The sequence below is a fragment of the Dyadobacter jiangsuensis genome, assembly GCF_003014695.1.
In the GTDB taxonomy this organism is placed as follows: domain Bacteria; phylum Bacteroidota; class Bacteroidia; order Cytophagales; family Spirosomataceae; genus Dyadobacter; species Dyadobacter jiangsuensis.
In genome coordinates, this window is sequence record NZ_PYAS01000030.1 from 1 (window position 1) to 25,433 (window position 25,433).

Below are 25,433 nucleotides of genomic sequence, written 5' to 3' on the forward strand. Positions count from 1 at the left end.
ATCTTGCCCATGTATTTCTAATGTCGTAATTAAAAATACAAAAAAGCCCTCGTTCTACATAGTAGAAAAAGGGCTTTTGCTTTTGGGTCACCCTCAGTCAAATCAATCGGTGGTTAAAGTGTACTTCTGTGAATTTTTGATATTCTTGCTTAGAAGAATTCTGGGCGCATATCCGGTTCCATAAACAACGTCAAGTAGGTGTTAAAATGTAATTTAGCTTTGTGCGTCGGCTATTGTAAGACCGCGATAGAGTAGAATGTGAGAGGAGAATTACTGGTAGGACTGCCCCAATCACCATCAATGTTTGATTTACGCAAGAAGCTGTTTCTTTGCTGCTAACCCGGCCCGGCAGGGCCAATATACCTTTGCTATATCGAAAATTTAACCACTTAAACGAATAGCAAAGATGAAAACTGCATGGATTACACTCGACGCAAAAGATTTCGAATCCACACAAAACTTGAAGGATTCACTTCTGAACCTGCTTGCACTGTCAGGCTCAGAGCCTGGCAAAGTGGCTTACGAAGTGTTCACCGCCGAATCTGACGAAAACCAGTTCCACGTCAGAGAGTCCTGGAGCGATGATAATGCCTTTGAGGCGCATTTGAATACCCCTCACCTGAAAGCATTCACTGCTGATATCAACGATTGGCTATCCAGTCCCATGCAGGCCACAATGCTGCAAAAAGTGGAGCCTTTCGACAATAAGCAGGTCATTGAAAAGCTCTATCAGGCTGTCAATGCCAAGGACCTGGAATACATCCAAAGCCTTGGGGCGGATTTTAGTGAATGGCTCGACGTGCCATTCGACTACACTACCACCGGAAAGGATGCGATTATCGATCCCTGGGTGAGCTGGTTCGGTATTTTCCCTGATGCAACCTGTGAAGTCAGAAGCCTGGTGGCATTTGGTGATTACGTAATTGCGCAGGGCATCGGCCGGGGTACCCACAAAGGCGTATTCCATTCACCGGCAGGAACATTACAGCCTTCCGGTGTAAGCATGCAGGTCAATTTCTGCGATGTCTACAAACTGTCCCAGGGCAAGATCGAGCGCGCGGATTCCTACTTTGATTTTTACGGATTGCTCCGCCAACTGGCCCCCGAGAAAGTAGGTGCAGCGCAGGCAATCTAATATGTAGCGGCGCTATGAAAACCAAGCAACTTGTCAGGGCAGGCATACTGGCCGCCCTGGCGACCCTGATCATCCAATGTAAATTCAACCAACCAAACGCTATGGAAACCAAGCAAACAATGCAGGAAAGTAAAGAATATATCGGTATGTGGGTGACAGCAGACGGCTATATACGCCATAACCTGCTCCCGGACAACCGTTACGACGAAGCCAGGGGCAAACGTGAAAGCGCTTACCAGGGCTCTTACAAAGTGACAGGTAACCATATTGATTATAAGGACGACACCGGCTTTACCGCCGATGGCGAGTTTCGGGACGGCATTTTGTACCATGCCGGGATGGTGCTCTACAAACAGAAATAATACCGGCTCATTGCTATGGAACCTACCGCCACCACTATCCACGCCGGGCGGATCGATTGTCTCGCTGCCAAAGGCCCTTTGGCGGCGGGGCAATTGCCTGGTTGCTGGGTGATCCTGCACCTGGAAGATTCCGGTCAGCTGCTGTTTACCAGCGGACAATCCCTGCTGGCCGGCAGCTGGCCACTCGCGGGGCGGCAGGGATTTTACTGCGCATTCATGCCGCTGTTCATGCCCGAAAAGCTGGCCCGCCGCATCGAGCGGCTTTCCATATTTACGGCTAAACCCAAATGGGTAGTCGAGCTGAGCGAGGGGCAGGCGGCTGCGGTAAGCCGGATCTTCGAACTGCTTGTTGAAGAGCTAACTTCCGAATATGCCCACAAGCTGGACCTGATGCGCAATTATGTGGTCCAGATGATCCATTTTGGGCTAAAAAACGCAGGTGGCGGCTCCTGAACGGCCGGCTGCATTGTGTATCTTTACATATTTTCAAAGGTATCCAAACACTATGGCTAGTACAGAAACACTTGAAGAGTTTTACCAGCACAAATTTTCAGGAACGCCGGCAAACATTCAACGGGAGATCGGTGATTTCAATGTTTTTGTGGTGGAAGACAGTGTCAACCCGCAAGGGCATGTCACTGTGCCCTATGCGCGAAGGGATTTTTATAAAATCAGCCTGATCACCGGCGACAACCTGTTCCATTATGCCGACAAAACCTTGCATGTAAAGGGTACGTCGCTGATATTCTTTAACCCGAACGTCCCTTACCGGTGGGAGACGCTTGCCGAGGGGAACACGGGCTACTTCTGTATTTTCAAAGAGGCGTTTTTCATGGAAAAGCTCCGAAGCAACCTCGGGGAGCTGCCCATGTTTGCCATTGGCGGCAAACCTTCTTATATTCTGGACGAGCAGCAGAAGGATTTTGTCAGCGGGATTTTTCAGAAGATGATCGACGAAATAGGCTCGGATTACCGTTTCAAACAGGACCTGCTGGTCAGCTACGTCACCGAGCTGATCCATTATGCATTGAAAATGGACGCTACCGAAACGCTTCACCACCAGGTCAACGCCAATGCGAGGATCACCTCGATTTTCTCGGAGCTGCTGGAAAGGCAGTTCCCGATCGACTCGACCGATCAGCGGTTTACGATGCGCTCTCCGAAGGATTTTGCCGACCAGCTCTACGTGCACATCAACCACTTGAACCGCGCAGTCAAGGAAACAACCGGCAAAACCACATCAGCTCTGATTGCCACCCGGCTGGTCAGCGAGGCAAAGGCGCTGCTCAAACATACCAATTGGAGCATCGCCGAAATCGGTTATGCGCTGGGCTTCGAAGAGCCTGCACACTTCAACAACTTTTTCCGCAAGCATACCGAGGTCTCTCCGTCCGCATTCAGGTCTTTGTAAAGGCATTTTTACCATTGGGAAGGGGGCGCTGCGAGGCGCCCCTTTTTGTTGTTTGATATTCGCAAGGATCTGATCGTTTCTTGCAATGGCTGCACAGCGGGTTAGTACGAACTTTGCTAGTACAACCAAAAATCAAAAATCATGAAAACGAGCTATCAAAAAAGCGATTTTCCAGTCGACGGTATCCGTCGGTATCTGGAACCGGGCCCGATCGTGCTGGTAAGTTCAAGCTGCGACGGAGAGGACAATATCATGACAATGGGGTGGTATACCGTCATGGATTTTAGCCCGTCCCTGATTGGCTGTTACATTGTTGGCTACAATCACAGTTTCGATATGATCCGGAAAAGCGGGGAATGCGTAATCAATATCCCGGAGCTGCATATGATCGATACGGTGATCGGCATCGGCAACAGCACGGGCCGGCAGATCGACAAATTTGCTGAATTTGGGCTGACAAAAGGCAAAGGGGAATTCGTGCATGCTCCACTGATCAACGAATGTTACGCCAGTTTCGAATGCAAGGTGAAAGATGCGAGCCTTTTGGACAAGTACAGTTTCTTTATCCTGGAAGTGGTGAAAGCACATGTAGCTACTACACCCGAATTTCCTCGAACGGTGCATTACCGGGGTGGGGGCACATTTATGGTTTCGGGTGAGCATATCTCATTTCCTGAGCGGTTCAGGCCCGAAAACTTGTAGGTACACACTCCCCATAGCAGGCCGAAGGCCGGATTTTACCTCCTAGACGGATGTGAAACCCGGCCTTTTCCTTTGTATCCGAAGGGAACGTTAGATTGTTTGTTTTTCGCAATTATCGGTTTGAAGCTTGCATCTGCCGGGCCAGGTTCGCAGTATACCTTTGTAATGTCAGATCTGAACAAGTAATCAATTAGCAATCACAGATTTAAACGATTCAAGCAATGGAAACGCAATCAAAAATAGCCCTGATTACCGGCGCCTCAAGTGGGATTGGCGCTGGTACTGCCAAAGTGCTGGCAGCAAACGGATTCAAAGTCGGCATTGCCGCCCGTAGAATAGACAAATTAAACGAGCTGAAAAATGAGATCACTTTATCCGGCGGAGAAGCCCTGCCCATTCAAATGGACGTTACAGATCCTGACTCCGTTAAGCGCGGTGTTGAAAAGCTTGTTGCTGCTTATGGCTCTATTGATGTTCTGGTCAATAATGCGGGACTGATGCCGCTGTCGGACATCGAGAGCCTGAAAGTGGACGAGTGGAACCAGATGATCGATGTCAACATCAAAGGCGTGCTCAATTCGACAGCTGCTGTGCTGCCCTACCTGAAAGAACAAAACTCGGGACACATCATCAATATGTCGTCGATCGCCGGCCGCAAGGTTTTCAAAGGGCTTTCGATCTATTGTGCGACCAAATTCGCCATCGCCGCCTTTTCTGATGGCCTGAGAATGGAGCTTGCGCCCAAATTCAAGATCCGTGTCACCAATATCCAGCCCGGTGCGGTCGCCACAGAACTGTACGACCACATCTCCGATCCGAAATACCGTGACGATATGGAGCAGCTGGCCAAACAGATGACCTTCCTGACAGGTGAAGACATTGGTAACAGCATCCTGTACGCGGTCTCGCAACCCGCCCACGTGAACGTCTCGGAAGTATTTGTATTACCTACCGAGCAGGGATGGTAATTCCGGCCAGCCGGCAAAAAGCCGTAGTCCTGAGAGGGCTACGGCTTTTTTTGTTACAACTTGACCAGGTTAAGGGTCGCCAGCGGCCCTTTCGCCTGTTGGAGCTTGCTGCCCGTTGCCAGATCACCCAGGTCTACCGGCGAAAAGCCGATCGATTCGATGAGCTGGCTTACCTGCGCTTTGGCTGCTGCATCGTTGCCGGAAACGAAAAGTACCCGGTTGCCACCCGCCACGCGGGGATCTTCGGCGAGTGTTTTGTAAAAGATGGTGTTAAATGCCTTCACCACTTTTGCTCCGGGAAGAAGCGCTGCTACCACTTCGCTGGATGCTTTTGTTCCAAGGTCTTCCACTTTGAAATCGGGTGCATAGGAAATGAAATGGTTTGTCGCGTCAATCACGACCTTTCCGTTCCAGTCGGCAATGCCGGTAAGGGATGGTATTTGCGACCAAGGCAATGAAAGCAAAACGATCTCTGCCTGGGCAGCATCCTGGACTGATCCTGCCCGCGCGTTCTGGCCGAGCTCGGCTACCAGGCTTTGAAGCGCATCCCCCCCGCGCTGGTTACTAAGTATCACCTGATGCCCTGCCTTTACCAGGTGACGGGCGACGGTCTGGCCGATGTGGCCGGCGCCAATAATTCCGATTGTTTGCTGCATGTTTTTGATGGGTTAGGCCGGCCCCACCAGGGAGCCGGCCGTTTTCGAAATGATTGTAGTGAAGTCCGGGGTGATCAAATACCTTCCGGTGCGGATGACGAAACGGCTGGAGGTGTCGCCAGTAGTTGCAGTTCCCAGCTCAGGCTTGTGCCCACGTTGCCCATGTGGTCTATGAGCATTTCCGCCAGCGCCGGCACGGTTTCGGTGCGGGCCCAGTCTCGTTGCAGCTCGGAGGCAAAAACCGTCCATGTCAGCGGCACAGCGCCAGCCTGGACCATGCGCGTCACGGCCATTTCGTGCGCTTCAAGGCTTACGCCACCCGATGCGTCGGTAACAATGTATACCTCATATCCTTCGCCCAATGCCTGGATCACCGGCATTGCAAGGCATATTTCAGTCCATAAGGCGGCCATTACGATTTTCTTTTTACCGGTCGCTTTTACCCAGTCGGTCACCCTGGTGTCTTCCCAGGTGTTGATAAAGGTGCGATCGATCGGCTTTTGGTCCGGGAAGATGTCTTGAAGCTGTTTGATCAGAAATCCACCCCGGTGCTCTACCACCGTCGTAAACAGGGTAGGCACGCCAAACGCTTTGGCCGATTTGGTAAGCCCTACCACATTGTTGATGATGGTTTGGGTATCGTGGCTTCTCAGTCCGGCAAACTGGAATGGTTGGTGATCGATCAGTATCAATGCACAGTTATCCGGGGTCAAAAGTGCTCCAAGTCCTGCTTTTGGGTTCAATGTGGCGGTAGTCTCCATGATGTTTTTGTTTAATCGTTAAGAATTTGATCATTGACGAATGTTGGCCGGTGTTTTTCGTTAGCCGCTTTCGATGATGCAAAGTTGGGGCATGGTGGCTCCGGGATTTTTGACCTGGATTAAGAAATGCAGTTGATATAGATCAATTCAAATACCGCTTTTTTGACTAATGGAGGTGCAAGGCAACAAACAAAAGACCGCCCCACATGGTGGTGAGGCGGTCTTTATTGGTTTTGGTAACTACTTAGCCAATATCTGTTTTCGGACCCTGCTCATCGTTTCAGGGGTGAGGCCGAGGTAGGAGGCGAGCATGTTTTGGGGAAACCGTTGTATAAACTCGGGGTTGGCCGTCATCAGGTACCGGTATTTCTCTTCCGCTGTCATCGTAATACCGGCCTCGATGCGTTTTTGGGAGGCTACCGAATGGTTTTGATCCAGGATGTGCGCCATTTTAAGAAACGAAAGCGACTGTTCTTTGAGGACATTCAGCTTGTCGAGTGTCGTCACCAGCAGCACTGAATCTTCTACCGCGTCGATGTTATACCTGGACGGAGTCTGGCTGATAAGGCTGCCACGGTCGCTGATCCACCAATCTTCGATGGCAAAGTTTGTGATATGCTCAAAGCCGTTGCTGTCGATACTATATTGTCGGAGTGCGCCTGACGCCACGAACGCCATATACCGGCAAACCGTCTCCTGGTGTAAAAGAAATTGCCGCTTCCGGAGGCGCCTGACCTCGAATGCTTTTTCTATGAAAACGAATTCTTCGTCGGTAATCACGGCCGACGTGACCCGGTCAATATACTTGCGCAGCTTGTCGAGCATGTTGGTTAAACCGGCGAGTTCAGCCGGAATCTGGTCTGTTAGGTAGCCGAAGTTAGTACTTTCTTCGAAATCGGGCTTGTAAGCCAACGGTCTGTTTGATTTAGGACAAGCGGATTCATTGATCTGCATCAATTTTTAACGGAATAGGCCAATCTAATTTTGCCCTCGAACTAAAACAAAAGAGTGATGGCAAGATTAGAAAACAAAGTAGCAATCATCACCGGGGCTGCCGGTGGAATGGGAGAAGCAGAGGCAAGGTTATTCGCTGCGGAAGGCGCGAAGGTATTGCTTACAGATATCGACGAAAAAGCTTTGAAGGCCGTTGTGGAGCAAATCACCTCGCAAGGGCAGACGGCAGCATCTATGATCCAGGATGTATCTTCTGAAAGCGGTTGGGCAGAGGTTACAGCTCGGGCCAGTGAGCTTTTCGGCAAAATTGATGTGTTAGTAAACAACGCCGGGGTAACCGGAAATTTGCTGGCCCCGTTCGAGGAGCGGACGCTGGAAGAGTTCAACAAGGTTTTATCTGTGAACCTGGTCAGTCAGTTCCTGGGAACAAAGGCGGTTTTGCCGTACCTAAAAAATAATGGCGGCGGTTCGATTATAAATATTTCCTCGATCGGTGGCATCATCGGCTCAGCCGGTGCAACGGCCTACACGGCTTCAAAAGGCGGATCGCGTGCGTTCACAAAAGGGGCCGCAGTAGAGCTTGCGAAATACAATATACGTGTTAACTCGGTTCACCCGGGTTACGTGGAAACGCCGATGACGACCCAGATGAAAGGGGCCGGTGATTTTGCAAAAATGGCCATCGGCGCCACGCCGCTAGGACGAGGCGGATACTTGAATGAAATCGCATATGCTGTACTTTACCTCGCTTCTGACGAATCGACATTCACGACCGGAGCAGAGTTTGTAATCGACGGGGGCGCGACAGCTTTGTAGACGGTCAAAATCAGGTATGTTGATACAGCCGAGTGTTCGTAAGTCAATATCTCGGCTTTCACTTATCCGGGGCCTTCATTCCCAAAACTGTTCGTAATCTTAGGGTTTAATCTCCAATAGATTTCTTCTATAAGAATTAGCCGTAAATTTTTACGGTCGTTTTTCTGTACTGTAACAACTTTGTTTGAAGTGTTCATTTTTATGCCAAAAACAGCCTATTAAGAGTTCATTTTAGTGGTACATGAAATCTAATTACAGTATAATTCGAGAATAGGGGTTAAACTGTAATTGAAGATGATATTTGGATAGGTACGGGTTTCTAAGAATGAACAGAATCATGATCTGCAATTCGATGCCCTCCGAAAGGCGGGGTGCGAGAAGATTTTTCATGAGAAAGTGTCCGGTGCATCGAAGGAACGCCCCGAGTACGCGAGGATGGTTTCAGAACTTCGAAAGGGAGATGTCATTGTTGTCTGGCGTATTGACCGTCTAGGCCGGGCCACTTATGAGTTGATCAAACTTATGGTAGAGTGGAAGGAAATGGGAGTGGACTTTCGCAGTATTTCGGAAGGGATCGATACGTCAACTAAGATGGGTAGGCTATGGTATATGTTGAGTTCAGTGTTTGCAGAAAACGAACGGGAGATTCTGATGGAGCGGACATTGGCTGGAATGGAAGCAGCTCGGGCGAGGGGTAGGGTAGGAGGAAGGCCGAAGGGGCTTACGAAAAATCAAAGGAACTTGCCAGCTTGGCTGCTACCTTGTATCTGAGCAATAAGTATACAACTAAGCAAATATGTGACCAATTAAAGCCAAGGCTTTCTTTTTGAAATTTACTCCTTCTGATCAGTTGCCTAGCCCCTTCCGACCCGACTTATTCCTAGAAGCGGGTATAAATCTATCCTATTATGAGCCCGAAGGAAAAGGGGAGAAGGCCGTGTACCATTTTGGCTTTTACAACCTGAATAACCCTGATCAGCGAGGCGCTTTTACCTTATCAGTTGAATCAGACCCGCAAATTTTATCCTCGAAGAAAAAGTTTGAAGAATTCCTTAAAGCCAAGAAAACAGAGCTATTTTCTCAGAAAACGGCGAAAATGTAAAATAATTATCATAAAATTTGTACAAATAGTTATATTAACTATCTTTGAAGTAACCTCGGGTTTCATTACTGAAGCAATCGAGCACCCACAACAACCCAGTTTACATGCCAAGCATCGAGCACTTGCCCTCGAGTGTCTGAACGCATCGTAAATCCTATTGGGTTCATTCATGCCATTTTTGACGAAACTAATCTGCGACCCGGTTGTCTGGTCACCTTGTGTTATTCTTACAATGAATGAATATTTCAATATCAATGAAGATTTTACAAGCATCTATTCTGTATCTGCTATCATAACATAAGTTATTAATTCGACAAACGAGCATACCAAGATGCAGCGATGATTAATCCTGTTGCCTGAAATCATATTAATGAAAGCCAGTAAGATTCTTGCTCCTACGTTGACCAATCTGTTATATGATAGTTGTAATTTTTTAGTCGAATATTACAACCATTCGGATCAAAAGTGCGTCCTGTCTACACCCCAGGCATAGATAATTTAGCACAATTTAAATTTAGCAACAATGATCAAGTTATTCTTAACTCATCTATTAGTCATCAACCGACTGATGTTGACAATGCTACTGCTGTCTGTTGGATGCGTTGAATCGAACACAGAACCGGAAATTTATGAGCGTGATAAGTGTTACGAAGGGACATTTATACGGGGAGATTGCCCCAGTATCGCATTCGTACAGTTAATCAATTCCGATTTAGGCACGAACTGGACTGATCGGGATACAGTATATCAAAATGTCTTGGTTATAAAAAACTACCCGGATAGCCTTGTGAAATCAAAAGAGAAGATTTTTTTCACGATCGATGTTGACGGTACCAAGAATAAAGATAACTGTCTCATTAACGACCAGCTTTGCCCGCAGTATATACCTCAAATTACTGATGTGCCATCTGTCTGTATAAAATCAATCTCCACTTTAAACTGTAATTAATTGTGAGAAAGTATTTCCTCCAAATGTTAGTCAGTTTACTGATTTCTACTTCATTATGCTATGCTCAAAACACATATTTTTGGAACGGAAAAGACAAAGTAGATCTAAAAGTTGATTCCACAGAAGTACTAATTAAGGTTAAAGAGCGAGATGATGTAAACAAACTTATCAACAAAATAAACCAATCGGATAATAGGACTGAAGTCAAAGAAATATCAATTGGAGGACAGGTATTTATATTGGCAAAGAAATTCGATAAAAAAAAGCAAAACATCAGCAAGGAAGAAATTGATTATCAAATACCGGTTTTTTACAACGAAAATACCCCTTACTACTTCAATGGAAACGTTATTCTACGTCCAAAAAAAGGCATAAACCTTGATAAAATTAAGTGGTTAGTCAATAATGAAATGATCGCTATGGATAGTACATCAAGTGGTACTTTCTTTTATAAAGCAAAGAGGGGCGATGATATTCTAAATATCTCAAATAAAATAAGCGAAAGCGGCTTAGTTGAATTTTGCCACCCAGATTTTTTGGCACAAATAGTCAAACATCTTACACCAGCAGATCCTAATTACGATCATCAGTACTATTTAAATAATACAGGGCAGTTTGGAGGAACAGCAGGAATAGATATTAATGCCCCAGAAGCATGGGATATAACACGAGGTTGCAATACTGTCAGAATTGCAGTAATCGACGATGGTGTAGAAACTCACCCTGACCTAACAGGACGAGTATTACCTGGATTTACTGCTCTAATACCGAATGGCAATGGAGCTCCAAATAATGTCTGTTTTGACGCTGATCCCAATGATCCTAACAATCCTTTGTTACGAGTTGGGCATGGCATGGCTTGTACAGGCATTATAGCTGCATCGCATAATAATCTTGGAGTTGCGGGGATTGCACCAAACTCACTGATTTACCCGGTAAATATTTTTGTAGGAGGAGAAACCGTTGCTGATTTGATTACTTCCATAAATAGAGCGTGGAATCCTGCCTTTGGAAATGCTGATATAATTAGTAATTCGTGGGGTTTTAGAGCAACAACAGGCCCAGCAGGTATAGCTCAGGAGATAACAGATGCCCGCACATTAGGAAGAGTAAGAAACGGGGTTACGTTGGGTTGTATAGTTATCTTCTCGTCTGGTAACTCGAATCCCGTAGCAGGTTGCTTAGATTGCTTTAACGGTGTTGCGTTTCCTGGAAACGTTAACGGAGTAATTACGGTAGGCGCAATTGACAATGTTGGAAATATACATGGATATAGCAGCCGTGGATCTGAAATGGATGTGGTAGCCCCATCTGGAGGCGCTAATGGGGTGGCAGACCTTGGTGGATGTCAAATTCCAACCGGGAATGTACGAACAATTGATAGAGCCGGAGCAAATGGATATGCAGTAGGAGATTTTTTTGATGGATTTAACGGCACTTCTGCCGCAGCACCACAGGTTTCAGGAGTTGCAGCACTGATGATCTCAGCTAATCCTAGGTTAACGGAAGCCCAGGTAAGAACAATTCTTCAACAAACAGCAACGGATATGGGGTCAGGTGGTTTTGACAATACTTTTGGATTTGGAAGAGTTAATGCTTTCACTGCTGTTAAGGCAGCTATTAACAATGCAGCCGTTGCTGGACCAAACCATATTTGCCCAAGTGCGACATTTTCTGTCAGTAACTTACCGGCTGGTTTTACAGTGGCGTGGTCAAGTAGTAATACCAGCGCAGTTACTATAACAAGTGGTGGTGTAGCTACAAGAGTTGGAAGCTATAATGGCTCGGTGACAATTACCGCCACTATTAATGGCGGATGTACTAACATTGTATTGACAAAAACTTTAACAGTAGGGATTCCCAATTTAGTTAAAACTATCAATGGCACAGTAGCGGGAACCACACCTGTTACTGCGGGAAATATGTATAATCTCAATGCCACATCAAATAGTACAGTATCAACTACTTTCAATTATGATAATTACTATGGTACTGGGAACATGACGATTGACCTTTATTCCCCAAACAGCCCAGCTACCCAAATGTATGTATACTCTACATCAACTAGTGGTTCTCGCCATGTAAGAGTAACTGTAACAAATACTTGCGGAAGCTATTATGAAGACTTCGTATTCTACCTTATGGGTGGCTCTATGATGGCCTATCCTAATCCTGCAACTGACCTACTAACTCTAGAATTTGTAAATGCGGAGATTTCTGAATCCTTACCAGAAAAAGTTGAGTTATATAGCGAAGGTTCGTCAAAATCAATAAAAACGATTCTAATTCAAGATATTTACAAGAACAAAGCATTTAAAGACGGAAACAAGGTTGAGTTAGATGTAAGTAATTTACCTCGAGGAACATATTATTTACATGTGATACCTGGTAAAGGCCAAAATCAACAAATAGAAAAGACCAGAATTTTACTTAGATGATTGAAAAAACATATCCTAAGTAAGTTGCCTTACCAAGGAAAGCATTTATTAAAAAGCACTGCCTGCAAAAAGTATCCAACTTGTAGGTAGTGCTTTTTATACTTTGTTCTGAAACTGCCATGGAGCTGGCCCGGTACCGGCAGCAGCTGCGCACCAAAAGGCTTGATACTGGGGAAGATAAAGGAAAGAGCTTGGGAATAAGCTAGAATTGAATAACGAAGAGAAAAACTACAAAAGCTTAATTTGCTTTGTAGTTTTTCCTAACCCGTACAAGCTGCACTTTAAAATGATAAAAGGGGAGAGAACCCCTATACTTTTTGAATCTGGGGGTGGACAAGATGCGTCACAATGGGATTCGATAGCTACAATAGTGCATCAGCGTCTCAAAGCAACTGTTATTACGTATGACCGGGCAGGTTTTGGCCAAAGTAGCCTTGACACTCTGGACTATACAATTCTTCAGGAAATCAAAAGTCTTGAATCGGCTTTGCAAAAGTTTGGTTTCTCAAATGAGAAGTTACTGCTGGTCGGACATTCGTTGGGAGGCTTTTATAACAGAGTTTATGCCGCTCGCCACTGTAGCCTTACCAAATATGTTGATCAGTTGATTGAACATTCAGCCATAAGGAAAGAGATGCCAAAATCTTCTCAAGCTGACTATATAAAATAGTGGAGAGCTCTCCCAAATGTAACGAACATTTCTGCGCCATGTTTGTCAGATCAAATTCGACCCTGTTATGGCGGGACTAATCGGTACTTACTAGGTTGGTTGTGAAAGTACGAAGGTTCAAAACGAATGTAGCCTCCGTTACACAGGTCCTTGAGAATCCTGGAATATGTCGAGCTGCTGTTAATTTTTGCTCCTTTCATCAGTGGCCGGCTATAAATCGCAAGGTGACCGGGGTTCTTCGATGAAATCGCTTCCTTCCATATCGTCAGGTAAAGCGCGATGTGCGACGGGCCGATTTTAGGGTCTTTTTGTATCCGCTTAAAGAAAGAAGTTAGAAATTCGAGTGCGGAATTTTGGGAATCAGAATTGATCATACCTTAACGCTGCGTTTCTTGCTGTTACCTTCACTTTTCTCTTCCTCTCCCGGCAATTCCTTGTTTCCCTGCTGATGGTTCTTTTTCTCAGTCTGCTCTATACTTTTTTGCGTCTCGTCAGCACCTGACTGACGGATTCTTTTTTGATTCTCGTCGTAGACGGTAATAGATTTGAACTGGGGATTTGCTTCGATGAACCGTTTTTGGTCACCGTCGCCGACGAAAGTTACAGCCTGGCGATTCCCGCGTTCCAAGGATTCCAACAGCCTGACCCTTTCCTGTGGATCTGCAAGCTCCTTAATCGGGTGTTTTTCTATCGCTTTTTCAAGTTCAAATCCATACTGGGGGCTGAATTGGCGAACTTTGAAATTGCCGTTGGAGGTAGTTTCTTTAAAGTCGAGCTTTAGCCATGCGTTGTGCATCTGCCCGTCTTTATTTGCAAGGTCTTTGTTGACAGATCTGCCATCCAGCAGATTGTACGCCTCCTTTTGAGTGATGTTCCTTGCTTCATTGTTAATGTAAAACGTCTGGCCGACGCTAGTCGACGAGCCGGGCTTTTGAAGTTCGGCTCGGTAGCTGTTAAAAAAATACATATCTGAATTGGTTGATTTTTTGAAATTAAGCGACACAGCCAGCGCGTCCTTGCCGTATGAAGTGACCTGTTTAATGCTGAACTCATTTTGGGCTTTCATAAGCTGTTCGCGCAGTTGAGCCTGAGCTTCTTCACCAAAGCCGGTATATTTGATCTGGTCTTTTAGATAGTCGTGGTTTTTCTCGTTCATGACGTTTTATGTTTATTGCTTATGAATTAAAGCGATTGAACCTTGTACAGGTGGCGTGATTTGAGCTGGATTTGGACATGCCTGGCACCGCCCTTCTCGGTGAGCTCAACATGGAGGTGCTTTGAGTTGGGCAATGTCAGTTTTGGAAATGCAATAATCAATGTTTTCTCTTCTGAGGCACTTACCTTCGAAATTGAAGGCGCTGACCTGATCAGAACAATCTCCTCACGCTGCGAAGCGGTACGTTTTACTTGCTTCTTGTCCGAAATAAATAGCCTGAGACTTTCGATATCATAGTCGATCGGCGACTGATTTGAAAGGCTTAACTTAATGAGCATAACCGGGCCCTGAACAAACAGGCCTTGCAGGTCCAGCAAAAAATCGCCGTTTGAGTCGCGCTTGTCCAAATTAGGCTGGGCCATTTCAGCCAGATGCATGGTTTCTTCAACCATCCTTTCATCCAGCGTTGCGTCAATCTGCGCAATGAAGTTGGGCATTAATTGGCCAGATGGCCTTACCATTCGTAAGCTGATTGAGCCGGGAGAATCCTGGTAAATAGTTTCGAAACTATGCACCGCGCCGTCGCCTGTGACAACGATCAAACTGGTGGGTTGTGCACCTTTTCGGGCCCATTTTACCAGCAGGACGTTCTCGGTCCCCCTAGCTTTCTCAACCAACAGGTCGGAGCTACCGCGGTCAACGCTTTTAATCGTCGATGGAAACGCTATCGACACGGTGCGCTCCGCACTAATTTCAATCGGAAGCGTTTCATTGGCGAAAAGCTCGCCATTTTGTGCCGTAGAGAGCGACGGCAGCAGAATCCAAGCCAGCAGTAAAAGCCGCGTCAGGCCTTGAAAGATGCTATTGCTCATAATCTTGATCATTTTTTTGATTTGAATTGCTGGTGTCGCGCAGTATGACTTTGTACCCGGTCTGCAAGGTAACCTGGGTGAGCCGGGTCTTCCGACCGAAAAGTGTTCTGCCGATCTGCATACCTGCATTGGCAGCCTGAGCCCCGAGAGAAATCCCCCCTAAATCCATGTCTAAGCCTTGGACCTGGCTACCCAGTGCCTGTTTTGTCACGTTACGCGAAATTGAGCCTGGTATGAAAATTCCTTCCACACCATCCAGATCGTAAACTTGAAGATTAACGGGCAGGATATGCTCACCTGAACGGATGGAGCTGATTTTGATTTTTAGACGTTCGCCGGAAAGCGACGCAAGACCATAAACCAAGGCGTTGGTTGGCACGATCAGTCCCTTGATCGTTATTGTTTGTGCTAGTCGTAATTGGACCGTAGACCCCGACAGTACCTGCTGGTTTCCTTCGATGACTGCTGTCAATCCGGATGGCGCAGTAGTAGGTTCCGGCTCGTCAAGTCCATAAAATCCTGTTGTGGAAATGACCGTGGCCGATTTGACCGAATCGCTGGATTGCATCCCGGTAAAGCTCGAAATAAAGTCACCGCCGGAAGCTGCGCTCACCTCGAGTGCGCCTGCATTATCTGGGTTTTGGTTTGCCTGCTGATCCGTCCCAAACGTCGCAGGCTTTTGTATTTCAAGAATTTTGTCAAGCATACCGTTGAGCTGGGCGAGCTCGGGGTCAACTTCGTACCGATTTTCGGGCGAATCAGGCGAATTGAGCATCGCCTGCTTGTTGGCTTCTGCCATTTCTTCATCCACGTCTTTAATAGCATAGCGCTTCTTTTCGTCAAATGATGGCGATTGAGCAGCCGCTAACACCTTTTCAAGGTTTTGCAACTTCATTTGCACCTGGGATTCGGTGTTCAGATGCCCGGATGTGTGGTCTTCCGATGCGCTTATACTGCGGCCCCTGTTTTTCGCATTTGGCCCTTCAAGGCCAAGTAATCTTGATCCGATGGTATCGCTGGCTGTATACAAGCCATCGTTTCGGTAAGGATCGCGCTTGATCTGCTGTAGTCGTAGTGCCGAATCTTGATCGGCTTTGCGGTAGTATTGCCACTTGTCCATCTTGCTTTCGTCTTTTATTGACGCACCAGGCAAAGCCAACAGCAGGCCAGCACTTTCCGATGGGGTTTGGGAACTATCCAAGTTTTTGACGACAAGAACCCAGTAGATAAAGGTCAAAAATGGCAAAGCGAGCAAAGGAAGAAACAAATAGAATTTTCTGCGTTGCAGATATTGCTCGCTATAATTCATCGTTTGCATAGTCGTTTAGGTTTGGTAGTTGTAAGTTGTTGATGCTGTCGGCGGTAATAGCTTTGTCTAGGCTATCCAAATACTCGTCCAATATTTGTTGTTTAGACAGTCCTTCCGGAATGAGGATCTGGTCTGAGAAAAGCCGTTCGTCCAGGTTAAATTTGAACACTGTGGGCCCCCTTGAAGATAGTCCCTGGTAGAACAATGTACCTGCGATCAGTGAACCAAACAGTCCTAGAAGTACAATGAATAGCAAATGGGGTAAGTTGGGATGCCGCTTAATCGCCCCCCAAAGCGTGCGTCGGAGCCGTGAGCCAATGTTTCGAAACCGGCCGGTTTTGTTGACCGGTTGTTCCCCTGCTGGTGCGGCGAATTTGCTTGGTTTAAATGGATAGAACATAGCAGTTATCTGGTTTGAATTTGGATGTCTTTGTTTTCGGTGGTATGCCACCTTTCGATGAGAAACCCGTGAGGGTTGTTATCGCTCCGGGTGACGGAGCGTAAATAGCCTTCGGTCACCAGGCTGCGAGAAACCACGCTGGTCGGGCGGACAATGCGCTGCACGGCCCTGCACTGAAACTGATACGGATGGGCAGTGATATCGATATGGATGCTGTCGATCTGGATATCCTGCGAAATGTTGCCTGAGATTACCCCTGTAAAAAAGCCCGACTCGCGTAGGTCCTCGTACTGCTTTTTTGCCGACCCATCGGCCAGGTACAAGGCCTTTGATATATTGGCTGTTATGACCTTGTCATCCGGGGCGAGCGTGAAGAATAGCCGGTGAAAGGTCGCAACGTGATCCTTGGCCTCAACGGATATGTTATCCTTCCGATCCGATGCGTAAGCTTCAAGCACTTTGCCGGAAGCCAGCAGGTAGACTTTCTGACCGGAGCGGGAAGCCGCGTCAAGGCCCAGATAGATGGCGGCTGTCGAGATCATCGCGCAAGCCAATACCATTGTGAAAGAGAACAGCCGGATGTGGCGGAAAGACCGGTCGATGTCTTTTGTTTTGCTAAACATAGTTGTTAGGATTTTGATCGGTGATGTTGTCGGTTGCCGAAAATGGGATAGGAGGGAGTAGCCATATTTCCAATCGAGCCGGCAACGCTTCCAAAAATGCTGGTCGTCTTATGAAGCAGCCCGTTGGGCCCGCCTGCATGGATGATGTAACCTGCCACGGATGGCACTGCGAAATAGCCCACGATCCCGATGATCAGGAAAATCAGATAGGCCATATCATGGGCATTAAAAAAAGTATCTCCCGAGCCCTCGATCTGACGAATATCCATCGCGATCATTTTTTCCTGGATTTTCCCAATGATCGCTCCGAAAATATTGGCAACAGGGAGCCAGAGGTAAATATTAATGTACCTGGCAATCCATGCAGTCAGTGTATGCTGCAGGCCGTCGAAGACAGCAATTCCGAAGGCGAGAGGTCCTACAATAGCCAGCACGATCAAATGAAATGTGCGGATCGTATTGATGCACAGGGCAGCGGATTCAAATACAACACGTAGTATTTCGCTCAGTGCTGCTTTGATCGAGTTCCGGAAGTTATACGATTGTTTGGCCATATAAAACTTGATATCATTGGCAATCCCGTCGGTGAAGCCTTCGGAATAGCTGTCGCCATACATGTATTTGAGCCATTTTTCACGATTGCCCTTGCTGTCATCGCCGACATACATTTCCCAGAACTGGGAGCTTTTGATAGCATCCTCCTTTTTCTTGAGCAGTAAACTAATTGCAGCGTCCGAATCTTTCACCATACCTGATGTGCCCCTCACCGCAGGGGACAATACACCATTTATCAGGCTGATCACGGTCGGGAACATGAGAATGGCAAAACCTAGGGCGAAAGGCCGGAGTAGTGGGTAGAAGTCGATTGGTTCTGCGTTGGAAATGTGGCGCCAAACCCGGTGACCGATGTAAAAGATCGCGGCAAACGCCGCAATACCCCGCCCAACACTGATGAGCTTTTCGCAAAGGGGAAGCATTTCGGTATAAAGCTCATCGAGCACCCCGTTAAGACCTCTAATTTGTGCCTCATAACCTTGCGCTTGGGCATCGTTGCCCAGTAACACCGTAACTAGTGCCAGAATCAAAAAACCTATTTTTGCTCGCATGATATTTTTCTTATGGGGTAATACCGTAGACTTCTTGTACAGTTCTATTCGATGCCGATTCGTCTTTACGTTGTGCTACCAGCAGGCTGTTGTTGCTGGTGAAGTGCCTTAAAAAAATAAGCTTCTCTAGCATTTGATGATGAATGTTATCAATCATTGAAAGCCTCTCGTCGTCAGAAGCACGCAGTTTTTTCGCCGTTACCACATCTGTAAGTGCGTCCAGGTTTTTGATACTTCCCGACAGTAGCTGCTCATACACTTTTCCAAGGTAGTCAAGCTCCTGAGCACTGAATTGGCCCGAGGAGGACAGCATGTCCAGTGCTTGCTTGCTTTCTTTCAGAATCGCAAGCTGGGTCTGAACGATATCCTTTATACGTCCGTAGCTTTTGACGCCCGGGCTGACTTGAAGCAGCGCATCCAGAAACGCGTCATGAAGTTTAAAGTTGCCACGTGCGATGTCCCGGATTTTGGTATAGCCTTCAAAAAGGATATCATATCCCTTTTTTAGTTCTTGCAGGATTTTTCGCAGTTCTCTGAGTTTCTCCAGATTCAATATGAGCTGGGCGACTTCCTGCGTTTGGGCATGCGAAACCGACGGTGCTGTCACAAGCAACAGCAGCATTATCAAGATCTGTTTCATTTGTTTTCAGTTGGTTCCGTGCAACGCGCGGCGGTTTTCAATATCGTCCAATTCATTTTTTACCTGCTGGCAGACTAAACCGATTTGTCGCCGCAGATCAGTTGCAAACAGGTAGTTTTTCTCAAATTCCGAGCAATAGAATTCAATCCTGTTGACACGCTCGTCATCAGTCATCGTAAGCTGCTTGTCACGGATCACCGCAAAAAAACCATAAACCAATACCTGACTATCATCGTAGAGATGTTCGAGGGCGGCTTCAAATTGTTTTTTCTGTGGCTGACTCAGCCCCTGACATGCGCGGATCTCCTCGGGGAGCTTTTCGCAGATTTCGTTGATTGCCCCATGCAGGTCCGAAATGTGCTGCAAACGGGTCAGGGATGTAATCTCCGATTTCACAATCAACAGGCTGTCAAACCTGTTTTTATGAAGTTTAAACTCACCGCTTTTGATCTGATGGATTGCGCCTAAACCTTCTTTGGCGATCTTATAGCCCTTTTTTGTCAGCTCCAGGTAAATCTTAAGCTGTGCAATCTGCTCTTTCAGGTATTCGCGCTGCGTTCTGTTCTGACGAAACCATTCTTTGAAAAGTTGGCCGGACGATTCGTAGCACAAAAGCAAGAAGGCCAGCGCGGTGACTATCGTTTTGGTATGCTTCATGTTATTGCAGGCCATAAAGTGATTTGACAACTTTTGCATCGAATTCATTCTTAGCCCTGGAAAGGCTCAGCAGTTTGTTTTCCTGATTGAAACTATTAAGCTCGTCAAGAATTTGATCGGTGGCACCTGCCGCGCGCTCGATGATTTCAAGTCGCTTCACATCAGTCATTTGCAGTGTGAACGATTTGACAACCAGCTCTAATAGTTCAACGCAGCGCCCGGTTTCCGCCAGGATACCCTCGTAGATCTTCTGCATGTGCCCAAGTTCCTGTGCAGTAAAATGTTTGTCATTTCGAAACAGCGACCAGGCGGTCTGATACTGCTTTAAGATAGCGGCCTGTTTATCGGCAATCGCTTTAATTCGGAAGTAGTAGGAAATGACAGCTTTGACTTTTTTAAGCTCCTGATAATATTCTTTGTAAAGGTCCCGCTGTTTTTTTACCCAGTCCTCGATTTCATCGAGCTTCAATTTTGACATCGTGTTTTCCAGCGCCTTCTGCGCATTTTGAAGCCGGATTTGGCGGTTCTGGCGCCGTTGCACTAACAGGTCCATGGCTCGCACGACCCGTTTGATGGCTTGCTTGATGATCTCAGCCCATGGAATTGCAGCTTCCGCCTGTTTGACCGGTGTTGCGCTTGCAAATACAAGTACCAGGACAAACATGATTTTTTTTGCCATAACTTCTTTGGGTCTGGTTATGATTTTGATCGCATTTCACTTGCCAGCTGCTGGATACCCGCCTGAATACTTCCAAGACGCGCGGAATATTCTGCGACCTTGATCTTTTCAGTCTGTTCGGTGGTATAGGTCAGGTACTCTTCCAGGCTCACCTCGGTACGGTACACCTTTGATAGCGTCCCGCCAAGGCTTATGAACACCTCTTTATATCTTCGCAGCGGATCGTTCGCTTTGTTGACCGACAGCACGAGGGATTTCTCTTTCTCGGTTAGCCCGAGCAGCTCCTGTATTTGATCGAATTTGTTCTGGTACTTGGATTGATCAAGCAGGATTTTGCAGTCTGAATTATTGATGATTGCCTGTTTGACGATCGGGGAGGAAATGATATCCTCTACCTCTTGAGTGACCACGATCGCTTCTCCAAAAAATTTACGCACCGTTTTAAAAAGGTACTTGATGTATTCAGCCATTCCTTCTTTCGCGATTGCTTTCCAGGCCTCTTCGATCAGGATTACTTTCCGGACCCCGGTTAACTTTCGCATTTTGGAGATGAACACCTCCATAATAATGATCGTCACGATTGGAAAAAGGATTGGGTGTTCTTTGATATTGTCTAGCTCAAATACGATGAAACGTTCGCTGAGAAGATCCAAATTTTCTCGTGCATTGAGCAGGTAGTCGAATTCACCACCACGATAATACGGCCTGAGCACATAAAGAAAATTTCCCATGTCGAAATCCTGTTCTTTAACCTGCTCAGTTTTGAGGACCGGCTTGAAGTCGCTGACTAAAAATTCATAGAAAGTGTCAAAGCAAGGGAAAACGCCCGTGGTTGAGAGCTTCTGATAATACAGCGTCAAAGCATTAGATAGCGCGACATACTCTGACCTTTTGAAGGTTTCATCATCTTTTTTCCATAGCGCTAATAGAAGCGTTTTAATGCTTTCCTTCTTTTCGGTATCAAGGACATCACTGCCTGAGATGTAAAAGGGGTTGAACCTGATAGGATTTTTTTCGTCGTAGGTGAAATAGTAACCCGATACCATGTCACATAAGCCTTTGTAGCTATGCCCGACGTCAACCAGTACAATATGCGCACCGGACTCGTAATAGCTTCTGACCATGTGATTGGTGAAAAAGCTTTTTCCACTGCCGGACGGGCCGAGAATAAATTTATTTCGGTTCGTACAAATCCCCTTTTTAATCGGTTCGTCCGAAATATCGACCAAGACCGGTTTTCCGGTAAGCCGGTCCCCCAAACGGATGCCGAACGTACCCTTCGAAGATCTGTAAGGAGCTTCTATATTGAAAAAGCATGCTGCCTGCTCTGCGAACGTATCGAAGGTGTCGTTCATGGGAAAATCCGCTGCGTTTCCCGGTATGCCCGCCCAGAATATCTGGGGGGCTCCGGCGGTCTCCAGTTTTGCTGATGTATCCAGTTGGGCAAGTGCCGATGAGATCATGCTCTTCAATTCCTTTACGGCAGCGATGTCCTCCGTCCAGGCAAGCACATTGAAATGGGCCTTAACCGGCAGGCGCTGCTCTCGGATCGCTTCGTTTAAAAATTCGTTGGTTGCATCCAACGCCAGGCTGTTCTCTCGGGCGTACAAAGACAAGGACTGCAACCTGAGGCGTTTGCTTTCGAGCCTCTTGAGTGTTTTCTCAGTGTCGCCAATGAACACGTATTGATTGTAAATATGATTGCAGTGCAGCAATTCACCCAACAGGCTTGCAAAGCCGATACTGAATTTGGTCCGGTCTGTTGAATATTTTTCAAAAATGGTCTGTGAAGCACATTGAGATGGCAGATCAGCAGCGTCGGCCAGCGTGTACAGGCTACAATGCCGGTCTCCAACCTGGACGCTGTTTTTGAAAAGATAATCGCGTAAAACCCGATGACCAGGCTCGGTGACTAGATATGCGTACTGTTCTACCAATCCGACTTTTCGCCTTTGGCTGAGCAGTTCCAAGTCAGTGAGCTGCCTCAGCCTGGCAAATCCGCTGTCTTCGAGAATCCGCCTAAACTGGCCGCAGCTGTCAAGAAACTCGTCAATAGCAACTTTTGAAATGGTTTGTTTGGGCACAATCGTCGGCTTGACCAGGTTTGAAACCAGCGAACTTGAGAGTCTGCGTTCGTTTGCTGACTTGGTCAACATCAGAAAACACTGATGGGCAAGGTAAGGCCTTCCGGAAAAGAAAATGTCGCTGCTTTGACTTAGAAAGCTGTTGTCTTCATTGGCGGCAAACCGGGTCGTCTTCGATAAAAACCAGTCTTGCTTTTGCAGCACCGTTTTAAATGGTAACACCTTGATCGCTTTCACCCAAGTCTGGTGGAAGACTTCATACTGAGCGTCCGAAAGCGTGAATATTTCAGGTAGTTCGACATTGAAAACAATCGTCACATCCCCTTCTTTCGAAAGTATTAAATCATGTTCAATGTCCAGAACAGGCAATATCTCATCCAACAATCTTTCCATGTGCATTTCGCGGTTTAATGAAGCGTATTCTGGTCCTGGATTTAATCGCAATCGGTAGGCGATGTGCGGCTAAGGCCTTGGTTAGGCCGTGCTCACCGTAGGTTTCACTCAGGTGATATACCGTTGTGATTGCAGCACCTGCCGCCACTATAGCAATTAAAAGGCTTAGGTAGGTATTTACTCCAAGGATATACATGAGTGCATATATAACCATCACTGCGAACATTGCACCGCCCATGTACCAGATGTATTGCCCTTTCAGGCCTTTAAACACGATGCTGCGATTTATTCCCTTGTTAATGGGATAGCTTGTTCTGGACATAATCAATCAAATTTTTGTAACGTAACCTGCTATACGTGAGGCGTTACAGGCCGAAAAACGATTGTAAAACCGTTGCTACAACCACCAGGAAAATACAGCTTCCAAACCAGGCTGCCGCAACTTTGCCAGTGTCTTGATCCCCGGCGTTCCATTTTTGAAATACCTTGACTGCACCCACCAGACCAAGTACTGCACCGATCGCGTACATCAGATTTGTGCCCGGCTCAAAGTAGGACCTAACCTGTGAATCTGCTTCCTGGATCCCGGCAGCACCGTCCTGTGCAAATGCCTTGATGGAAGCAGCCATACCGAATACTGTCAACGCCAGGGCATACCTCGGCCCTGGATTCTTTCTCCACTTTTTCATACCCCTCTATCCGTTTTAGTTGAACATTCCAGTCAAGACCCCCTGGATGGCACCTTCCGCAGACGCGGAAGGGCCAAATTCAGGGGCGGGCTTCCATCACACCTTCCTCCAAACCTCAATCATTTCACCCTCGCTGAGGTGTATGGAGCCGTATTTTGCGCATTCCGATTCAATTCGGTTGTTGATCACCTTCTGGAACGGCGTGCCTTTGAGCACTGAATAATTTTTGAGAATCATTTGCATCATCAGGATCAGATCAGGTTTGCTGTATTCCTTGCTGTGCGCCTCTTCAATTTCCGAGATCAGGTGGGTGGACAGTTTTTCAGCAGTTTCGAACATTTCCTCGCTTTGCCACTCCGGAGCTTCGCTCAGATCATCCACCAGTTCGCTTTCGTCGATCTCTTGCTGGACTGATTCTTCTGTAGTGTCGCTCGATGGACTGTTGATTTCTCGAAGCTGGACAGGCTTGTGTCTCTGCCCCAACCAGGATTTAATTTCAGGCAGGTAGTATTGCCAGCCGATAACGGCATAATAGATGGCCGTTGATAAACCGGCGATAGTCGCATAGGATTTCCATGGATGCTCAATGATCATGACGACAGTTTTTTGTGATGATGATACTTGCCATCGGAAGCTTTGCTCACGCCTTTCTGCCGATGTTGTGCTACAAAGTAACCGGCGATTTGGGGTTGCAAAAAAGTACAACTTTTGTTGCAACCCTTTTGCAACCCTAAATCAAGCGGTTGCAAAAAAGCGAGTAGAGGACTCGTTTAGTGGGTGTTGCGCTGGTTCGTTCGGCTGAAGAAAAGGATAACAGGAATCTCGATCAACCTAATTTTGGAGGCCTGGAACTTGGAAGTCAGGAAAAAACTGGTACATATTTTGTTTGTCCTCTTCGGTATGTAGAGTGTAGTGAAAGATATGGTCATGCTTTCGCTCAGTATGTGAACTGTATAGTTGGCAGTTCAACTGTTCAACCGTTGCCAATTCAATCGTTATCGAGTTTATGCCTAGCTCATAGCATTCCAAATATCCTTGATGCCCAAATTTCGGAAATGACCACTTATAGACCACATTATAAGTGGGCTGAAAATATCTGATTAAGGCTGCCTCTGCTATATTTACTTCTTGGCGACGACCAATTCCTTCTCGTGTTAATTTTTCAAACAATTTGTCTTTTTGACCTTCCCCAAAATCATTTTTCGACTCTGAAATTCCATCTAGAGAAGTAACTATTGTTTGAAAGAATGAACATAAAATGAGCCATACTTCATAATCAGGATTTTTTTGTGGAACGTCGGCATAAATCGATTGCAGAGTAGAGTGATTAAGAATCCTCGCTGGCGCCGTTCTGGCCCCATCCTTACCATATGCTTGTCCAACATACAAAACCTCTAAGTCCAAGTAATCGTCCTGAACGGTGTAGTTTGCCGCAATTTGAGCCATCGCAGCGGCTTTGATTCTGAATGGTTTTCGACCAATTGGTTTAAGAGTCAAGAAGGTATAGGGATAGGGGCAATCCCATTCAATGTTTTCCGATTTCCAATTATGGAACATTGAATATGTGTGTTTCTCAAAACTCGATTGCCTTTGTACGTTTATGCCCAACGTTAAAAGCCCCTCTTTAATCTCAATCCGTTCCGGATCAAATGAGATTCGTGGCCTTTTGCAAATTAAATAGATATGTGGTTGAGAGTTCTCTGGAAAGTAAGTCAAGTCAGCGGAAATCAGTTCCGATTGCTGAAGGATCATTGCTCGGTCCAAACCGAGGATGACGCCGAACTCGATATGGTCTCGCTTTTTCAAGTAGGGATATTTCTAGGGTTTAGTAAACGATCAATTGATGCTGAAATCAATTGCTAGGTTTAACCGGTATGGTTAACCAAAGTAAAGCCAAAATT

General features: G+C 46.6%; 27 protein-coding genes and 1 pseudogene. 11 read left to right on the forward strand and 17 right to left on the reverse strand.

Annotated elements, in window-relative coordinates; genetic code table 11:
* Positions 1-406: 406 nt before the first annotated feature.
* The 6 genes from CLV60_RS33095 (at position 407) to CLV60_RS33120 (ending at position 4,578) form a co-directional block, all read left to right on the forward strand.
* Positions 407-1,135 (forward strand): ester cyclase, encoded by a 729-nt coding sequence (locus CLV60_RS33095; protein ID WP_106599680.1) that lies wholly within the window; start codon positions 407-409, stop codon positions 1,133-1,135.
* Positions 1,136-1,149: 14 nt separating this feature from the next.
* A complete protein-coding gene (locus CLV60_RS33100) occupies positions 1,150-1,497 on the forward strand; it encodes an Atu4866 domain-containing protein (protein ID WP_106599681.1) in 348 nt (115 codons plus the stop codon).
* 15 nt (positions 1,498-1,512) lie between these two features.
* A complete protein-coding gene (locus CLV60_RS33105; protein ID WP_106599682.1) occupies positions 1,513-1,950 on the forward strand; it encodes a hypothetical protein in 438 nt (145 codons plus the stop codon).
* A 52-nt stretch (positions 1,951-2,002) separates the two neighbouring features.
* Positions 2,003-2,908: a helix-turn-helix domain-containing protein gene (locus CLV60_RS33110; RefSeq protein ID WP_106599683.1), complete on the forward strand. Its 906-nt coding sequence runs from the start codon at positions 2,003-2,005 to the stop codon at positions 2,906-2,908.
* A gap of 141 nt (positions 2,909-3,049) precedes the next feature.
* Positions 3,050-3,610: a flavin reductase family protein gene (locus CLV60_RS33115; RefSeq protein ID WP_106599684.1), complete on the forward strand. Its 561-nt coding sequence runs from the start codon at positions 3,050-3,052 to the stop codon at positions 3,608-3,610.
* 221 nt (positions 3,611-3,831) lie between these two features.
* Complete coding sequence (locus CLV60_RS33120) at positions 3,832-4,578, forward strand: SDR family oxidoreductase (protein WP_106599685.1); 747 nt, start codon at positions 3,832-3,834, stop codon at positions 4,576-4,578.
* A gap of 53 nt (positions 4,579-4,631) precedes the next feature.
* Here CLV60_RS33120 and CLV60_RS33125 read toward each other — a convergent pair whose 3' ends face one another.
* The 3 genes from CLV60_RS33125 to CLV60_RS33135 all read right to left on the reverse strand — a co-directional run bounded on the left by CLV60_RS33125 (position 4,632) and on the right by CLV60_RS33135 (position 6,907).
* On the reverse strand, positions 4,632-5,234 hold the full coding sequence (locus CLV60_RS33125) for an NADPH-dependent F420 reductase (RefSeq protein WP_106599686.1): 603 nt from the start codon (positions 5,232-5,234) through the stop codon (positions 4,632-4,634).
* A 74-nt stretch (positions 5,235-5,308) separates the two neighbouring features.
* Complete coding sequence (locus CLV60_RS33130) at positions 5,309-5,995, reverse strand: hydrolase (protein WP_106599687.1); 687 nt, start codon at positions 5,993-5,995, stop codon at positions 5,309-5,311.
* Positions 5,996-6,235: 240 nt separating this feature from the next.
* Positions 6,236-6,907 carry a Crp/Fnr family transcriptional regulator gene (locus CLV60_RS33135; RefSeq protein WP_170118934.1) on the reverse strand — a complete coding sequence of 224 codons (672 nt, stop codon included), beginning with the start codon at positions 6,905-6,907 and terminating at the stop codon, positions 6,236-6,238.
* Positions 6,908-7,006: 99 nt separating this feature from the next.
* On the opposite strand from CLV60_RS33135, the gene CLV60_RS33140 reads away from it, so the two are divergent.
* The 5 genes and pseudogenes from CLV60_RS33140 to CLV60_RS33165 all read left to right on the forward strand — a co-directional run bounded on the left by CLV60_RS33140 (position 7,007) and on the right by CLV60_RS33165 (position 12,924).
* Positions 7,007-7,765, forward strand: a complete 759-nt coding sequence (locus CLV60_RS33140; protein WP_106599689.1) for an SDR family NAD(P)-dependent oxidoreductase — start codon at positions 7,007-7,009, stop codon at positions 7,763-7,765.
* A gap of 321 nt (positions 7,766-8,086) precedes the next feature.
* A pseudogene (locus tag CLV60_RS35125) lies at positions 8,087-8,536 on the forward strand (recombinase family protein); the annotation flags it as partial.
* A gap of 55 nt (positions 8,537-8,591) precedes the next feature.
* Entirely contained in the window at positions 8,592-8,867 is a 276-nt protein-coding gene (locus CLV60_RS33150; RefSeq protein ID WP_146151643.1) for a hypothetical protein, read from the forward strand.
* 951 nt (positions 8,868-9,818) lie between these two features.
* Positions 9,819-12,254, forward strand: coding sequence for a S8 family serine peptidase (locus CLV60_RS33160; RefSeq protein ID WP_106599693.1), 2,436 nt, complete (start codon positions 9,819-9,821; stop codon positions 12,252-12,254).
* A 208-nt stretch (positions 12,255-12,462) separates the two neighbouring features.
* Complete coding sequence (locus CLV60_RS33165; protein WP_106599694.1) at positions 12,463-12,924, forward strand: alpha/beta fold hydrolase; 462 nt, start codon at positions 12,463-12,465, stop codon at positions 12,922-12,924.
* A 370-nt stretch (positions 12,925-13,294) separates the two neighbouring features.
* Here the strand turns inward: CLV60_RS33165 and CLV60_RS33175 are convergent, their stop codons facing one another.
* The 14 genes from CLV60_RS33175 to CLV60_RS33240 all read right to left on the reverse strand — a co-directional run bounded on the left by CLV60_RS33175 (position 13,295) and on the right by CLV60_RS33240 (position 25,338).
* A complete protein-coding gene (locus tag CLV60_RS33175) occupies positions 13,295-14,080 on the reverse strand; it encodes a hypothetical protein (RefSeq protein ID WP_106599696.1) in 786 nt (261 codons plus the stop codon).
* A gap of 26 nt (positions 14,081-14,106) precedes the next feature.
* Positions 14,107-14,952, reverse strand: coding sequence for a conjugative transposon protein TraN (gene traN, locus CLV60_RS33180; RefSeq protein ID WP_170118935.1), 846 nt, complete (start codon positions 14,950-14,952; stop codon positions 14,107-14,109).
* Positions 14,942-16,270, reverse strand: coding sequence for a conjugative transposon protein TraM (gene traM / locus CLV60_RS33185; RefSeq protein WP_106599698.1), 1,329 nt, complete (start codon positions 16,268-16,270; stop codon positions 14,942-14,944). Before traM ends, traN begins: the two co-directional genes overlap by 11 nt.
* On the reverse strand, positions 16,251-16,661 hold the full coding sequence (locus CLV60_RS33190; RefSeq protein ID WP_106599699.1) for a hypothetical protein: 411 nt from the start codon (positions 16,659-16,661) through the stop codon (positions 16,251-16,253). The genes traM and CLV60_RS33190 overlap by 20 nt, the downstream gene beginning before the upstream one ends.
* A 5-nt stretch (positions 16,662-16,666) precedes the next feature.
* Entirely contained in the window at positions 16,667-17,284 is a 618-nt protein-coding gene (gene traK, locus CLV60_RS33195; RefSeq protein ID WP_106599700.1) for a conjugative transposon protein TraK, read from the reverse strand.
* Positions 17,285-17,289: 5 nt separating this feature from the next.
* Positions 17,290-18,390 carry a conjugative transposon protein TraJ gene (gene traJ / locus CLV60_RS33200; protein WP_229211245.1) on the reverse strand — a complete coding sequence of 367 codons (1,101 nt, stop codon included), beginning with the start codon at positions 18,388-18,390 and terminating at the stop codon, positions 17,290-17,292.
* A 10-nt stretch (positions 18,391-18,400) separates the two neighbouring features.
* Positions 18,401-19,030 carry a hypothetical protein gene (locus CLV60_RS33205; RefSeq protein ID WP_106599701.1) on the reverse strand — a complete coding sequence of 210 codons (630 nt, stop codon included), beginning with the start codon at positions 19,028-19,030 and terminating at the stop codon, positions 18,401-18,403.
* Positions 19,031-19,036: 6 nt separating this feature from the next.
* The gene (locus CLV60_RS33210; RefSeq protein WP_106599702.1) at positions 19,037-19,687 is read right to left on the reverse strand and encodes a hypothetical protein; all 651 of its coding nucleotides are present in this window, start codon (positions 19,685-19,687) and stop codon (positions 19,037-19,039) included.
* A 1-nt stretch (position 19,688) separates the two neighbouring features.
* Positions 19,689-20,366, reverse strand: a complete 678-nt coding sequence (locus CLV60_RS33215; protein WP_106599703.1) for a conjugal transfer protein TraI — start codon at positions 20,364-20,366, stop codon at positions 19,689-19,691.
* Between the two features lie 17 nt (positions 20,367-20,383).
* A complete protein-coding gene (locus CLV60_RS33220; RefSeq protein WP_106599704.1) occupies positions 20,384-22,843 on the reverse strand; it encodes a TraG family conjugative transposon ATPase in 2,460 nt (819 codons plus the stop codon).
* Positions 22,824-23,165: a DUF4133 domain-containing protein gene (locus CLV60_RS33225; protein ID WP_106599705.1), complete on the reverse strand. Its 342-nt coding sequence runs from the start codon at positions 23,163-23,165 to the stop codon at positions 22,824-22,826. Before CLV60_RS33225 ends, CLV60_RS33220 begins: the two co-directional genes overlap by 20 nt.
* A 43-nt stretch (positions 23,166-23,208) precedes the next feature.
* Positions 23,209-23,532 carry a DUF4134 domain-containing protein gene (locus CLV60_RS33230; RefSeq protein ID WP_019941326.1) on the reverse strand — a complete coding sequence of 108 codons (324 nt, stop codon included), beginning with the start codon at positions 23,530-23,532 and terminating at the stop codon, positions 23,209-23,211.
* Positions 23,533-23,628: 96 nt separating this feature from the next.
* Positions 23,629-24,126, reverse strand: a complete 498-nt coding sequence (locus tag CLV60_RS33235) for a hypothetical protein (protein ID WP_106599706.1) — start codon at positions 24,124-24,126, stop codon at positions 23,629-23,631.
* A 237-nt stretch (positions 24,127-24,363) separates the two neighbouring features.
* Positions 24,364-25,338 (reverse strand): hypothetical protein, encoded by a 975-nt coding sequence (locus tag CLV60_RS33240; RefSeq protein ID WP_106599707.1) that lies wholly within the window; start codon positions 25,336-25,338, stop codon positions 24,364-24,366.
* Positions 25,339-25,433: the final 95 nt, after the last annotated feature.

Excerpts from the sequence above, each read along its gene's own strand:
- CLV60_RS33120 (WP_106599685.1), top strand. The coding sequence starts at position 3,832 with ATGGAAACGCAATCAAAAATAGCCCTGATTACCGGCGCCTCAAGTGGG.
- CLV60_RS33100 (WP_106599681.1), top strand. The coding sequence starts at position 1,150 with ATGAAAACCAAGCAACTTGTCAGGGCAGGCATACTGGCCGCCCTGGCG.
- CLV60_RS33225 (WP_106599705.1), bottom strand. The coding sequence starts at position 23,165 with ATGTCCAGAACAAGCTATCCCATTAACAAGGGAATAAATCGCAGCATC.
- traK (WP_106599700.1), bottom strand. The coding sequence starts at position 17,284 with ATGTTTAGCAAAACAAAAGACATCGACCGGTCTTTCCGCCACATCCGG.
- CLV60_RS33230 (WP_019941326.1), bottom strand. The coding sequence starts at position 23,532 with ATGAAAAAGTGGAGAAAGAATCCAGGGCCGAGGTATGCCCTGGCGTTG.
- CLV60_RS33130 (WP_106599687.1), bottom strand. The coding sequence starts at position 5,995 with ATGGAGACTACCGCCACATTGAACCCAAAAGCAGGACTTGGAGCACTT.
- traJ (WP_229211245.1), bottom strand. The coding sequence starts at position 18,390 with ATGCGAGCAAAAATAGGTTTTTTGATTCTGGCACTAGTTACGGTGTTA.
- CLV60_RS33140 (WP_106599689.1), top strand. The coding sequence starts at position 7,007 with ATGGCAAGATTAGAAAACAAAGTAGCAATCATCACCGGGGCTGCCGGT.
- CLV60_RS33205 (WP_106599701.1), bottom strand. The coding sequence starts at position 19,030 with ATGAAACAGATCTTGATAATGCTGCTGTTGCTTGTGACAGCACCGTCG.
- CLV60_RS33220 (WP_106599704.1), bottom strand. The coding sequence starts at position 22,843 with ATGGAAAGATTGTTGGATGAGATATTGCCTGTTCTGGACATTGAACAT.
- CLV60_RS33095 (WP_106599680.1), top strand. The coding sequence starts at position 407 with ATGAAAACTGCATGGATTACACTCGACGCAAAAGATTTCGAATCCACA.
- CLV60_RS33105 (WP_106599682.1), top strand. The coding sequence starts at position 1,513 with ATGGAACCTACCGCCACCACTATCCACGCCGGGCGGATCGATTGTCTC.
- CLV60_RS33235 (WP_106599706.1), bottom strand. The coding sequence starts at position 24,126 with ATGATCATTGAGCATCCATGGAAATCCTATGCGACTATCGCCGGTTTA.
- CLV60_RS33110 (WP_106599683.1), top strand. The coding sequence starts at position 2,003 with ATGGCTAGTACAGAAACACTTGAAGAGTTTTACCAGCACAAATTTTCA.
- CLV60_RS33215 (WP_106599703.1), bottom strand. The coding sequence starts at position 20,366 with ATGGCAAAAAAAATCATGTTTGTCCTGGTACTTGTATTTGCAAGCGCA.
- traM (WP_106599698.1), bottom strand. The coding sequence starts at position 16,270 with ATGCAAACGATGAATTATAGCGAGCAATATCTGCAACGCAGAAAATTC.
- CLV60_RS33115 (WP_106599684.1), top strand. The coding sequence starts at position 3,050 with ATGAAAACGAGCTATCAAAAAAGCGATTTTCCAGTCGACGGTATCCGT.
- CLV60_RS33190 (WP_106599699.1), bottom strand. The coding sequence starts at position 16,661 with ATGTTCTATCCATTTAAACCAAGCAAATTCGCCGCACCAGCAGGGGAA.
- traN (WP_170118935.1), bottom strand. The coding sequence starts at position 14,952 with ATGAGCAATAGCATCTTTCAAGGCCTGACGCGGCTTTTACTGCTGGCT.
- CLV60_RS33125 (WP_106599686.1), bottom strand. The coding sequence starts at position 5,234 with ATGCAGCAAACAATCGGAATTATTGGCGCCGGCCACATCGGCCAGACC.
- CLV60_RS33210 (WP_106599702.1), bottom strand. The coding sequence starts at position 19,687 with ATGAAGCATACCAAAACGATAGTCACCGCGCTGGCCTTCTTGCTTTTG.
- CLV60_RS33175 (WP_106599696.1), bottom strand. The coding sequence starts at position 14,080 with ATGAACGAGAAAAACCACGACTATCTAAAAGACCAGATCAAATATACC.